The 12,788-nt window shown below is 72.7% G+C and carries 10 protein-coding genes and 1 pseudogene; 7 read left to right on the top strand and 4 right to left on the bottom strand.

Annotated elements, in window-relative coordinates; genetic code table 11:
• The first annotated feature begins 31 nt into the window (after positions 1-31).
• The gene (locus QP939_RS32205; protein WP_285449971.1) at positions 32-781 is read left to right on the top strand and encodes an enoyl-CoA hydratase/isomerase family protein; all 750 of its coding nucleotides are present in this window, start codon (positions 32-34) and stop codon (positions 779-781) included.
• Here QP939_RS32205 and QP939_RS32200 read toward each other — a convergent pair.
• Positions 778-1,281: an SRPBCC family protein gene (locus QP939_RS32200; RefSeq protein WP_285449970.1), complete on the bottom strand. Its 504-nt coding sequence runs from the start codon at positions 1,279-1,281 to the stop codon at positions 778-780. The genes QP939_RS32205 and QP939_RS32200 overlap by 4 nt on opposite strands.
• Positions 1,282-1,514: 233 nt before the next feature.
• On the opposite strand from QP939_RS32200, the gene QP939_RS32195 reads away from it, so the two are divergent.
• Both QP939_RS32195 and QP939_RS32190 read left to right on the top strand, forming a co-directional pair.
• Positions 1,515-2,906 carry a S28 family serine protease gene (locus QP939_RS32195; protein ID WP_285449969.1) on the top strand — a complete coding sequence of 464 codons (1,392 nt, stop codon included), beginning with the start codon at positions 1,515-1,517 and terminating at the stop codon, positions 2,904-2,906.
• Positions 2,907-2,964: 58 nt separating this feature from the next.
• On the top strand, positions 2,965-3,351 hold the full coding sequence (locus QP939_RS32190) for a VOC family protein (RefSeq protein WP_285449968.1): 387 nt from the start codon (positions 2,965-2,967) through the stop codon (positions 3,349-3,351).
• 414 nt (positions 3,352-3,765) lie between these two features.
• Here the strand turns inward: QP939_RS32190 and uvrB are convergent, their stop codons facing one another.
• From uvrB to QP939_RS32175, 3 genes are read right to left on the bottom strand one after another with little or no spacing between them, the layout of a single operon-like run.
• Positions 3,766-5,922: an excinuclease ABC subunit UvrB gene (gene uvrB, locus QP939_RS32185; protein WP_285449967.1), complete on the bottom strand. Its 2,157-nt coding sequence runs from the start codon at positions 5,920-5,922 to the stop codon at positions 3,766-3,768.
• Between the two features lie 46 nt (positions 5,923-5,968).
• Positions 5,969-6,574 carry a carboxymuconolactone decarboxylase family protein gene (locus QP939_RS32180; protein ID WP_285449966.1) on the bottom strand — a complete coding sequence of 202 codons (606 nt, stop codon included), beginning with the start codon at positions 6,572-6,574 and terminating at the stop codon, positions 5,969-5,971.
• An 11-nt stretch (positions 6,575-6,585) separates the two neighbouring features.
• Positions 6,586-8,022, bottom strand: a complete 1,437-nt coding sequence (locus QP939_RS32175; protein WP_285449965.1) for a DUF5685 family protein — start codon at positions 8,020-8,022, stop codon at positions 6,586-6,588.
• A gap of 88 nt (positions 8,023-8,110) precedes the next feature.
• On the opposite strand from QP939_RS32175, the gene QP939_RS32170 reads away from it, so the two are divergent.
• The 4 genes and pseudogenes from QP939_RS32170 (at position 8,111) to QP939_RS32155 (ending at position 12,659) form a co-directional block, all read left to right on the top strand.
• Positions 8,111-8,629 (top strand): ribonuclease FAU-1 family protein, encoded by a 519-nt coding sequence (locus tag QP939_RS32170; protein ID WP_285449964.1) that lies wholly within the window; start codon positions 8,111-8,113, stop codon positions 8,627-8,629.
• Between the two features lie 57 nt (positions 8,630-8,686).
• Positions 8,687-9,190 (top strand): annotated as a pseudogene (locus QP939_RS32165) (amidohydrolase family protein); the annotation flags it as partial.
• A 103-nt stretch (positions 9,191-9,293) separates the two neighbouring features.
• Positions 9,294-9,881, top strand: a complete 588-nt coding sequence (locus tag QP939_RS32160; protein WP_285449962.1) for an amidohydrolase family protein — start codon at positions 9,294-9,296, stop codon at positions 9,879-9,881.
• 30 nt (positions 9,882-9,911) lie between these two features.
• Positions 9,912-12,659: an ATP-binding protein gene (locus QP939_RS32155; protein ID WP_285449961.1), complete on the top strand. Its 2,748-nt coding sequence runs from the start codon at positions 9,912-9,914 to the stop codon at positions 12,657-12,659.
• Positions 12,660-12,788 lie beyond the last annotated feature (129 nt).

Below are 12,788 nucleotides of genomic sequence, written 5' to 3'. Positions count from 1 at the left end.
ACCTCCGGCCGCGCCGGGGTACGGTCTGGCCGTGCCGATCACCGTGGACAGCCGCACCGACGTCGCCGTGCTCCGGATCGACCACGGCGGGGGCAACACCCTCGACACCGACTCCTGCCGCGAGCTCGTGCTCCGGATGGAAGAGGCCGAACAGGCCCGCGCCGTCGTGCTCACCGGCACCGGCGGGATCTTCTCCGCGGGCGTCGACCTCAAGCGGATCGACGACGGCGGCACGGCGTACGTGTCGGAGTTCCTGCCGCTGCTGTCGGACGCGCTGCTGGCGGTGTTCGGCTGCCCGCGCCCGGTCGTCGCGGCGCTGAACGGGCACGCCATCGCCGGCGGCGCGGTGCTCGCCGCGGCCTGCGACCACCGCGTGCTCACCACCGGGCCCGGCCAGGTCGGCGTCACCGAGCTGCTGGTCGGGGTGCCGTTCCCGCTCGCCGCGCTGGAGATCCTGCGCTGCGCGTACGGCACGGCACCGCTGCCGTCGCTGACTTACTCGGGCTGGACCTGGGGCGGTGAAGACGCCGTCGTCCGCGGGCTCGTCGACGAGCTGGCACCGCCGGATGAGGTGCTCGAGCGGGCCGTCGCCGTCGCGGCCCGGCTCGGCGACCTGCCCGCCGAGCCGTTCGCGCACACCAAGGCCCAGATCCGCCAGCCGTTCCACGAACGGATCGCCGAGTACCGCCACTCGGACGACCCCGAAGTGGAGCGGATGTGGCGCTCGCCCGAGGCGCTCGCCGCCGTCAAGTCCTATGTGGACCGGACGCTGCGTCGTTAGCGAGCATGCACACCGCTTTCGGCGAGGGCCTTGATGCCCTCGACCGTCTTGCGCATGTTGTCCTGGAGCTCGCCCAGCCGCATCGCGACGATCTCCTCCTCGTGCTCGGGCATCGAGCCGATGATCGTCGTCAGGTTGGACGGGCCGGGACCGATCTGGGCCCACTGGCGCAGGATCGTGCCCTCGCCGTCCGGGACCAGCTCGAACCGCCACGACGCCGCCGGGTTCGTCACGTCCATGACGGCCCACGCGAACAGCCGCTCGGGCTCGTAACCGGTGACGGTCGAGACCGTCTCCCACTCCCCGGCGACCGGGTGCGAGTTGCGGCCGCGGAACTGCGCGCCGAGCCCGGGCTCGGCGCCGTCGACCCAGCCGCCGCCCTGGAACTCGTTCGAGAAGCGGGCGGGCAGGTCGACGTCCAGCAGCCAAGACCAGACGTCGGCCGGCCGCGCCTCGATGCGCACCTCGACCTGGGTGGTGGGACAGTCGGAAACCTTCATGGCGGACCCCTCGCTCGATGACGGTACCTACGGCTTGGGACCGTAACGTGGCGCTGATCACGCTCACAACTCGCACAATGCGCGGGGTGGCGCACGCGAGAGGACGCCACCCGGCGGCGCGCCACCCGCCGAAAGTCGGCTACCGGCCGGTTCCGCCCCCGGTCAGCCGATTGCCGACCGCGGCCGGTTCTGTGAAGGTCCCACATGGGTTCCGGAGCCGGGGAGGGTGCTCGATGCGCAGACTGGTCACCGCGTGCGCGGTCTTGCTCGCACTGGTGGGCCTCGCGCCCGCGGCGTCGGCCGAGCCGGACATCAAGGCCGCGCTGCAGCGAATCCCCGGGCTGACGGTCGTGTCGGAGGACCCGGCACCGGCCGGGTTCCGGTTCTTCAAGCTGACCTACACCCAGCCCGCCGACCACCGGCACCCGGAAGCGGGCACGTTCCAGCAGCGGTTCACCCTGCTGCACCGCGACTTCGCGGCGCCGACGGTCGCGTTCACGAGCGGCTACAACGTCAGCGGGTCACCGAACCGTTCGGAGCCGACGCAGATCGTCGACGGCAACCAGCTTTCGATGGAGTACCGCTACTTCACGCCGTCCCGGCCCCAGCCGGAGAACTGGGCGAAGCAGCTGACGATCTGGCAGGCGGCGGCCGACGAGCACCGCGCGGTCCAGGCGTTCAAGGCGATCTACCCGGGCAAGTGGCTGGCGACGGGCGGCAGCAAGGGCGGCATGACGGCGACGTACTTCCGCCGCTTCTTCCCCGAGGACGTCGACGCGACGATCCCGTACGTGGCGCCGAACGACGTCATCGACCCGGCGGACGTGTACAACCGGTTCCTCTCGCGAGTGGGCGACGACCCGGCGTGCCGCGACGCGTTGAAGGCGATCCAGCGGGACGCGCTGAAGAGGCGTGCCGAGCTGGGCGCGATCGCCTCGGCCGACGCGGCCCAGCGCGGGCTGACGTTCTCGATCGTCGGCTCGCTCGACAAGTCTCTGGAAATTTCGGTGATCGACTCGTACTTCGCGTTCTGGCAGTACCAAACGCAGGCGGACTGCGCGAAGGTGCCACCGCCGGGCGCGCCCGCGGCGGACGTCTACGCGTGGTATGAGCAGGTCGAGAGCCTGAACACGTACTCGGACCAGGACCTGGCGCCGTACATCCCGTACTACTACCAGGCGGCGGTCCAGCTGGGTTCGCCCGAGGCGTACGACGGCTACCTGCGCGACCTGCTGCGCTACCCGGGCGCGGACCAGCCGAAGACGTTCGTCCCCAGCACGATTCGCCTGCCGAGGTTCGACTACCTGGCAATGCCGGACATCGACTTCTGGGTGAAGTCCCACGGCACGCGGTTGTTGTTCGTGTACGGGTCGAACGACCCGTGGGGCGCGGAGCCGTTCGAGCTTGGCTTCGGAAGCCGCGATTCGTACCGGTATTACGTCCAGGGCGGCAACCACGGGTCGAAGATCGCCCAGCTGGCCCCGGCGGAGGCCGCAGCGGCGACGGCGACGATCCGGCGTTGGGCGGGGCTTGCTGGATCGTCGGCGTTGACGGCTCGCAGCGCCCCGGCGGGTTTCCCGGACTTCGACGCGGACCTGACGCTTTCGGAGCGGCCGAGGCTGTGAGTTTCGTCGGGCCGGGCGTACTCTCACGGCACCCGACGGTCCGGCCCGAGGAGGCGCCATGCCGCGTCCCGTCCACTTCGAGATCCACGCGGGCGCCCCGGACCGCGCGGTGAAGTTCTACACGACGGTGTTCGGCTGGAAGTTCGAGCGCTGGGGCGAAGAGCCGTACTGGGTGATATCGACGGGCGAAGGCAACGGAATAGACGGCGGCCTGCTCCCCCGCGTCGGCCCGGCACCGGCGGCTTCGACGCCGGTTTGTGGGTATGTGAACACGATCGCGGTGACGGATCTGGACGGGGCGCTGGCGTCGGTGAGTGATGCGGGCGGTTCGTTGACGCTGCCGAAGAATTCGGTCCCGGGCGTCGGGTGGCTGGCTTATTGCACGGACACCGAGGGGAACATCTTCGGCCTGCTCCAGCCGGACTCAGACGCGGCGCCGGAATAGAAAGCGCCGCAGGGCCGAGACGCGACACGGCTCGCGGCCGCGCGGCGGGGCCGAGCCATGGGGCTGTGGCCGGGGCGGGCAGCCCGGGCCACCCGCCCGCGGCCACGCGGGCGCCACTGGGCGACACGGTTGCCGCCGAGCCGGGGCAGCCCACCCGAGCGGCCCGCGGCCACGCCCGCGGGGAGCGAGCGGGCCAGGCGGCTGCGGCCGCGGCAGGGCGGCACGACTCGCGCGCGACCCGGGGCCACCTCGGCATGCCCGGCGAAACGGCTGCCGAGCCGGGGCAGCCCAACCGAGCGGCCCGCGGCCACGCCGGGCGAACCGGCAGCCGCCGAGCTGCGGCAGCCCGACCGGGCCACCCGCCCCGCGACTTCCGGGCCCGCGCCCTGCCGCCACGTCGCCGGACCGGCCCGCCTACTTGATGCCCGCCGCGTCCATCCCCCTCAGCTCCTTCTTCAGGTCCGAGATCTCGTCGCGCAGCCGGGCCGCCAGCTCGAACTGCAGGTCGCGGGCCGCCTGCATCATCTGGTCCGTCATCTGCTGGATCAGGTCCGCGAGCTGCGCGCGCGGCATCGCCGACACGTCCTTGTCCACCAGCATTCCCGAGCTGCGCACCCGGTCGCCCTGCTCCGGCTTCTTGCCTCGCGAGGAGTTGCGGCCCGAGCCGCCCACCGAGACCTGCTCCGTGTCCTCCGCCTCGCTGTACACGCGGTCGAGGATGTCGGCGATCTTCTTCCGCAGCGGCTGCGGGTCGACGCCGCGTTCCTTGTTGTAGGCGACCTGCTTCTCGCGGCGGCGGTCCGTCTCGTCGATCGCGTGCTGCATCGACTCGGTGATCTTGTCCGCGTACATGTGCACTTCGCCCGACACGTTTCGCGCCGCGCGGCCGATCGTCTGGATCAGCGACGTCCCGCTCCGCAGGAAGCCTTCCTTGTCCGCGTCGAGGATCGCCACCAGCGACACCTCCGGCAGGTCGAGGCCCTCGCGGAGCAGGTTGATGCCGACCAGCACGTCGAAGTCGCCCGCCCGCAGCTGCCGCAGCAGCTCGACCCGGCGCAGCGTGTCGACCTCCGAGTGCAGGTAGCGCACCCGGATGCCCAGCTCCAGCAGGTAGTCCGTCAGGTCCTCGGCCATCTTCTTCGTCAGCGTGGTCACCAGGACGCGCTCGTCCTTGTCCGCGCGCTCGCGGATCTCGTGGACCAGGTCGTCGATCTGGCCCTCGGTGGGCTTCACGACCACCTTCGGGTCGACCAGGCCGGTCGGCCGGATGACCTGCTCGACGAACTCGCCGCCCGCCTGGCCCATCTCGTACGGCCCCGGTGTCGCCGACAGGTAGACCGTCTGGCCGATCCGGTCGGAGAACTCCTCCCAGGTCAGCGGCCGGTTGTCGACCGCGCTCGGCAGGCGGAAGCCGTACTCCACCAGGTTGCGCTTCCGCGACATGTCGCCTTCGTACATGCCGCCGATCTGCGGGACCGTCTGGTGCGACTCGTCGATCACCAGCAGGAAGTCGTCCGGGAAGTAGTCGATCAGCGTCGCCGGCGCCGAGCCCGGCCCGCGGCCGTCGATGTGCCGCGAGTAGTTCTCGATGCCGGAGCAGAACCCGACCTGGCGCATCATCTCGATGTCGTAGGCCGTGCGCATCCGCAGCCGCTGCGCCTCCAGCAGCTTGCCCTGCTTCTCCAGCTCCGCCAGGCGTTCTTCGAGCTCCCTTTCGATGCCCTGGATCGCCTTTTCCATCCGCTCCGGGCCCGCGACGTAGTGCGTCGCCGGGAAGATCCGGACCTCGTCGACCTCCTTGACGATGTCCCCGGTCAGCGGGTGCAGGTAGTAGAGCTTCTCGACTTCGTCGCCGAAGAACTCGACGCGGATCGCCAGCTCCTCGTACGCCGGGATGATCTCGACCGTGTCGCCGCGCGCCCGGAACGTGCCGCGCGCGAACGCGATGTCGTTGCGCGTGTACTGCACGTCCACCAGGGCCCGCAGGAAGACGTCCCGGTCGAGCTGCATGCCGACCGAAAGCTTCGACGACCGGTCGAGGTAGGACTGCGGCGTGCCCAGGCCGTAGATGCACGACACACTGGCGACCACGATGACGTCCCGCCGCGACAGCAGGTTCATCGTCGCCGAGTGCCGCAGCCGCTCGACGTCGTCGTTGATCGAGGAGTCCTTCTCGATGTACGTGTCCGTCTGCGCGATGTACGCCTCGGGCTGGTAGTAGTCGTAGTAGCTGACGAAGTACTCGACAGCGTTGTGCGGGAACAGTTCGCGCAGCTCGTTCGCCAGCTGCGCGGCCAGTGTCTTGTTGGGCGCCATCACCAGCGTCGGGCGCTGGACGCGCTCGATCAGCCAGGCGGTGGTCGCCGACTTGCCGGTGCCGGTGGCGCCGAGCAGCACGACGTCCTTCTCGCCCGCCTTGATCCGGCGTTCGAGCTCGTCGATGGCCGCCGGCTGGTCGCCGGCGGGCTGGTACTCACTGACCACCTCGAACCGGCCGCCGGTCCGCGGGATCTCCGAGACGGGCCGGAAGTCGGACTGGGCGAGCACGGGGTGTTCGGTTGCGAAAGCCACGTCAACCAGAGTAGGCCCCACCACCGACAATTTCCGTCGGGCCTGGTCAGCGCGGTCGGAACACCGTCACGGACGTCACTTCGGCACCGTCGACGCAGTAGTGCAGGACGGCGCCGGGAGCGGGGTCGTCGTCCGCGAAGCAGGAGACCAGCACCCGGTCGGGCCCGGCCGCCTGGACCTCGGTGCGCGGGAACTCGGCGAGCACCTCGTGCCCGTGCTCGGCGAGGTGGGCGAGGACGACCTCCCGCGCGGACGGCGGCGGCGGGATCGGCAGCCCGTGGCCTTCGAAGAGGCGGTTCAGCTGGTCGGCGGCCGAGACGGCGCGCGGAAAACCGGCGAAGGCGGCGGCCTGGACAACGATTTCGCCGACCTCGGCGGGCGACAGGCCGGAGGCGAGCCCGGTGCGGAGGTGCACGCTCAGCGGCGGCCCGACCATCCCGGCGGCGACGATCGCGGCGAGCGTCGCGGCCTCCCGCAGCCGGCTGTCGAGCGCCGGGCGTTCGTGGAGGTGGCCGTAGACGGTGCCGACGGCCAGCTCACCCAGCGCCGGGACGGTCGCGAAGAGGGCATCGAGCCGCTTCGCGCCGTCGTCGACCAGCTCGGCGAAGTTCTCCCGGCCGCGCCGGTGCAGTTCGGCCATCGGGTCCGTCATGTCCGCTCCCCTCAGCAACTGCAGTCGCAGCAGGAACAGCAGTCGCAGCAGTCACAGTCGCAGCCGCAGCTCGAGTGGGGTTTCCCGCTCCACGGCCCAGGATAGGGATCGCGGCAGCAGAACTGGCAGGTGCAGCACATGTACGGCGCGATCGCGCAGCCGAGGAAGAAGTTGCGCTTCTTCGGCGGGACGGCGATTTTCGGGTACCAGAGGCCGCCGCCCTTGCCGTTGAGGGGTTCCGGGGCGCCGGAATCGCCGGGACCACCTGGTCCACCTGGGCCTCCAGGACCACCCGGACCGCCAGGACCACCCGGACCACCGGGACCACCTGGCCCGCCGGGACCGCGACCGCCCGGGCCACCGGGACCTCCAGGTCCGGCCGGGCCACGACCGCCGGGGCCGCCAGACCAGCCACCGGGGCCACTCGGACCCCCAGGGTTCCCCGGCCACCCGGGCGCGCCGCCGGGCGGCATTTGGCCGGGCGGCGGAAAGCCCTGCGGCCCCGGCACGTGGTGCGGATTCTGCTGCGGCCGGGGCCCAGGCCCGATCCACCCAGGAGGCGGCTGCTGCCCGGCAAGCCCGCCATGGGACGGACGGCCGTGGCCGAAGGCTCGCCGCACGGCCTGCCGCAGCTCATGGACCAACAACGCATGCACCAGCCCCGACTCCGCGAACTCCACCTCCCGCAAAGCCAGCTCAACCCCGAGCACAGCGTCATCACACAACCGCCGCGCCTCGGCGAACGAAGTCCCGGTGGCCACCAACGGATTCCAGGCCCCCGCAGCCACATCGGAACCAAAATCCTCGACGGCATCCAGCAGATGCGCGACCCGCCCGAACAACCGCCCAGCCTCACCCAACGGAGCCACATTCCCGGGCCGCCCAGCCAACTCCGCGGTCCGAGCAAAGGCCGCTGCCGTAGCCCGTTCCGCCGGTTCGGTCACCACCAGAGCCGAGTCACCGAGCCGAACCGACCCCTCCAACTCCGCCTGCCCCGCAACGGCATCCGTGAGCACGGACGTGTCGAACCCGACCCGCCCGCCGGTCCGCCCGCCCTGCGCCGCCCACCGGGACGCGACCCGCCGCGCCGCCGCGGCCACCGGCCGGCGGCCGAACGCCCCGTCGCCGTCCGCGACGTGATCGTCGACCTTCGCGGAAGCCAGTACCAGCGACACCGCCGCCGCGAGCTGGGCTCCCTCGCCTCGGGCCACCGACGTCGAACGCATCCCGCGCAACGGGCACGGTCCCGCGTCACGGCGCAGGTCCGCACGCGGTGTCTGCGCCTCCACCAGCGCCGAAATGATCAGCCCGTCGTAGTTCGTGACGACCCGCGCAAGCTGGCCGTGCTCGTCGCGCAACGTGAGGCACAGCCCGCACAAGTGCGCCAGCCAGTCCGCGTGCAACCCCGCGGACAGCCGGTGCCGGCACGGCCTGATGATCCCGAACATCCCCGCTCCCCTCGGACAGTCGGCGCACTTTAGCCCGAACGTGCGGCACGGGTGCGGATTTCGCGGTGTCCCGGGCAGGATGAGCGCCATGGCCGCACTGCACCCGCCGAAGGTCGAGATCTTCGACCCTGCCGCGCGCGCGAACATCGACCCGAAGGGCATCCTCCGCGAGGTCGAGGAGTACCGCGAAGAACCGTTCGGCCTGTACCTCGCCCGCCCGACGCCGGGGCGCGCCCAGTTCCACTACCTCGAGTCGTGGCTGCTGCCCGGGCTCGGCCTGCGGCTCACCGACTTCTGGTTCTCCCCCGGCCACGAACGCGACCAGGACTTCTACCTCGACGTCGTCCGCGTCCGCCGCGAAGGCACCCGCTGGGTCGCCACCGACCTCTACGTCGACCTCGTGCTCAAGGACAAGCTCTCGCTGAAGGTCATCGACACCGACGAGCTGCTCGAAGCCCACGCCGCCGGGCTCGTCAGTACCGAAGACGCCACCTTCGCCCTCGAAACCACCTACGCCGCCGTCGACGGGCTCGCCGCGCAGGGTTACGACCTCGCCGCGTGGCTGTCCGCGAAGGACATCACGCTGACCTGGCGGCGACATCCGTAGCCGGTGTCCGTACATCCCCGGACGCGCTCGCGGCCGATCCGCGCGACCGTTCCGGGCATGACGAACCCGACTGTCACCGAGCGGACGCGGCTCACCGCGATCCGCGCCGCATGGCTGTTCGACGGCGCCGGCTCGCGGCTGGTCGCCGATCCCGTCGTGGTGCTCGACGGGCCGGTGATCCGCTCGGTCGACACCGGCGTGGCCCCGCCACCGGACGCGCACGTCGTCGACCTCGGCGCCGCGACCCTGCTGCCCGGGCTGATCGACACCCACGTCCACCTGGCCTTCGACGCGAGCATCGACGCCGTCGGCAACCTCCAGGCGCGTACGGACGACGAAGTGCTGGCCGCGATGGCCGACGCGGGCCGGGCGCAGGTGCGGGCCGGTGTCACGACCGTCCGGGACCTCGGCGACCGCGGCTACCTCTCGCTGGAACTGCGCGACCGGCCCGGCCTGCCGACGATCGTCGCGGCCGGGCCGCCGGTCACCAGCCCGCTCGGGCACTGCCATTTCCTCGGCGGGGAGGCCGAACCGACCGAGGCGGGCGTGCGCCGGGCCGTGCGCGAGCACGTCGACCGCGGGGTCGACGTCGTCAAGATCATGGCCAGCGGCGGCACGATGACGCCGGGCACCCTGCAGGAGCTTCGCCCAGTTCGACGTCGCGGTGCTGCGGGCCGCGGTCGACGAGGCGCACCGGCACGGCCTGCCGGTCACCGCGCATGCGCACGGCACGCAGGCGATCGCCGACGCGCTGGCCGCGGGCGTCGACGGCATGGAGCACGTGTCGTTCTGGTCGGCCGACGGCGTCGACGTGCGGGAGGACCTGATGGCCGCGATCGCCGAGCGGCGGGTCACCGTCGGGGCGACGCTCGGCATGGTGCCGGTTCCGGGCCTCACCCCGCCCGAGGCGATCGTCAGCAGGCTGCCCGCGATGATGGGCAACCTGCGCCGCCTGCACGAGCTGGGGGCGCCGTTCGTGGCGGGCACCGACGCGGGCATCGCCCCGGTGAAGCCGCACGGCGTCCTCACGACCGCCCCGGCGATGCTGCGGGACCTCGGGCTCGGCCCGGCCGAGGCGCTGCGGGCGGTCACGTCGGTGGCCGCCGGGGTGTGCGGGCTCGGGCACCGCAAGGGCCGGCTCGCCCAGGGCTTCGACGCGGACGTCATCGCGGTCGACGGCGACCCGCTGGCCGATCCGGCCGTGCTCCGGCGGGTGGTTTCGGTGTACGCGCGGGGCGTGAAGGTGGCGTGAGCAGGGGCACCGGGACCTATTCTGCTCGGCATGAGCGGTGAGCTGGTCGGACGCGAACGCGAGTCCGGCCTGCTCGCCGCCCGGCTCGACCAGGCCCGCGCCGGCCGGGGCGGGCTGGTCCTGGTCGCCGGGGAGCCGGGCATCGGCAAGACCCGGCTCGTGCAGGAAGCCGCGGCGGGCGCCGAGGCGCTCGGGGTTCCGGTCGCCTGGGGACGGGCCAGCGACGAAGAGGGCAGCCCGCCGTACTGGATCTTCCGCCAGATCGCCAGGGACCTGGGCCGGGCGCTGCCGCCCGCGCTCGCCGAGGGCGGCACGGCGACCGACCGGTTCGAGGCGTTCGAAGCCTTCGCCGCGCAGCTGCTGGCCGCGGCCGAGCCGGACGGGCTGCTGGTGGCGCTCGACGACCTGCAGTGGGCCGACGCGGCGTCGTTGGCTCTCCTGGTCCACACGGTCCGGAGCGCGGCCCGGTCGCGGCTGTTGCTCGTGGCGACCTACCGGGACACCGAAACCGTCGGCCGCGAGGCGCTGACCTCGGCGCTCGCCGCCTTGGCCCACGAAGCGGGACAGACGCGCCTGCGCCTCGTCGGGCTGCCGACGGCGGACGTGCGGCGGCAGCTCGAGCTGGTCACCGGCGAGACCGTGCGGCCGGAGGTCGCCGCCGTGGTCAGCCGCCGGACCGGCGGCAACCCGTTCTTCGTCGGCGAGCTGGCCGGGTTGCTCGACAGCGGCGTGGACGCCCTGCCGGACGGCGTGCTCGACACCGTCCGGGCGCGGCTGGCCCGGCTCACCGCCCGCACCCGCGAGCTGGTCGCCACCGCCGCCGAGCTCGGCAGCGAACCGGACCCGTGCGGGCTGGCCGCGGTGACCGGGCACGCGCTCGACGTCGTCCTGGGTGCCCTCGACGAAGCCGCCGCCGCGGGCCTGGTGGTGTCCCGGCCCGGCTGGCGCTTTCGCCACGACCTCATCCGGGAGGCGGCGCGGGCGGACCTGCCGACGGCGGCCCGCGCCGACGCGCACGCGCGGCTCGCCGGCTGGCTGGCGGGACGGCCCGGCGCGGCCGAGCGGGCCACCGAGATCGCCCACCACCTGCTCGCCTCCGCGCCCGTCGGCGATCGCCGCGAGGCGGCCGAGTGGGCCGAGCGCGCGGGTGACCAGTCGTTCGAACGCCTGGCCTGGGAGCAGGCCGCGGACCTCTACCGGCGGGCGCTCGACGTCGGCGCGCCGCCGGATCCCGGCGACCGCGGACGCCTGCTCCGCCGCCACGCCACCGCGCTGACCCGCGACGGCGACATCCAGTCGGCCAAGGCGATCCTCGCCAAGGCGGCCGAAGCCGCGCGCGAAGCCGGTGACCCGGCGGCGCTCGGCGAAGTCGCCCTCGCGATGGAAGGCCTGTCCGATCCGTGGGGCGACTTCAGCGGCGACCGGCTGGCCGCCGAGGCCCTCGCCCAGCTGCCCGCCGAAGACAGCCCGCTGCGCGCCCGGCTGCTGGCGCTGCGGGCGGGTGAGGCCGGGTTCGCCGGTGGCGAAGACCCCGACCGCGCGTCGGCCGAGGCGCTCGCGATGGCGGAGCGGCTGGGTGACACGCAGGTACTGCGCTCGGCACTGCGTGCCCGGCAGATGGCCCGGTCGGGACCGGACGGGGTGCGCGAACGGCTCGAACTGGCCGGGCGGATGGCCGCGCTCGGACGGTCCGAAGTGGACGACGACACCCTGCTCTGGGGCCTGTTGTGGCGCTTCGACGCGCTCATGATGCTCGGCAGGCTCGACGAGGCCGAAGCGTTGCTGGGCCCGATGCGCCGCCTTTCCGACCGGCTGCGGCGGCCCCTCGCCCGCTGGCACTACCTGCGCGGCGTCGCCGCGGTCGAAGCCACGCGGGGCCGGTTCGACGCGGCGATCGCGACCGTGCGCGACTGCCTCGGCCTGGTCGAGGGGCGCGCCCACGAGTCGGTGGTGGGGGTCTCGGTCTTCGTGCTGCTGACGATCGACGGGCTCACCGGCCGCGAGGACCTCGTCACCGCCGAGCAGTTCGAGGCCTTCGACCGGAACTCACCGGGGTTCGTCCGGCCGGTGTACGGGCTCTACTGGGCCCAGCGCGGCGACATCGAGCGCGCCCGCCGGATCCTCCACCCCGCCAACGGCGAGGCCTTGGCGCAGCCCGCGCTCCTGCCGACACTCGCGACGAGGGCCGAACTGGCGGCGCTGATGGACGAACCGGCCGTCGCGGCGGACATGGCGGCCCGGCTCCGGCCCCACGCCGACCTGTTCGTCACCGGCGGCGCGGGCACCGTCACGAACTTCGGCTCGGTGCGTACCTACCTCGGCCTCGCCCTCGCGACCGGCGGGCACCTCGACGAAGCTGTTCGCGAACTCCGGCTCGGCGTCGCCGCGAACGACACCGCGGGCGCACCGCCGTTCGCCGCGCTCGCCCGCTTCGAGCTGGCCAAGGCGCTGGCCCGGCGCCGCCGCCCCGGCGACCTCGCCGAAGCCGCGGCGCTGGCCGCGACCGCCATCGCGGCCGCCGAGCGGCTCGGCATGGCGCCCCTGCGCCGCCGGGCCACCGAGCTCGCGGCCGGCCTCCGAGGGGACGCGCCCGCCGGGCTCACCCCGCGGGAGACCGAGGTCGCCGCGCACGTCGCCGAAGGGCTGACCAACAAGCAGATCGCGGCCTTGATGCACATTTCCGAACGCACGGCTGAAAGCCACGTCCAGCACATCCTCACCAAGCTCGGGCTGGCCAACCGCACCGGGATCGCGGCGTGGGCCGCCCGGCGCGGTTGATGCCCGGCATCCTCCGGACGGTGGATGCGGGGTCGTCCGCCGGAGGATCGGAGTCCGGACCGTCCTGACGATTCGCCGACCCCCGGCGACGCGGGATTCTCGATGCGTCGGAAACGGATCGGACATAGG

This window comes from Amycolatopsis nalaikhensis (assembly GCF_030264295.1).
GTDB lineage: Bacteria > Actinomycetota > Actinomycetes > Mycobacteriales > Pseudonocardiaceae > Amycolatopsis > Amycolatopsis nalaikhensis.
The sequence above is the reverse complement of the archived record's forward strand: the minus strand, read 5'-3'. Positions and strand labels throughout refer to the sequence as shown.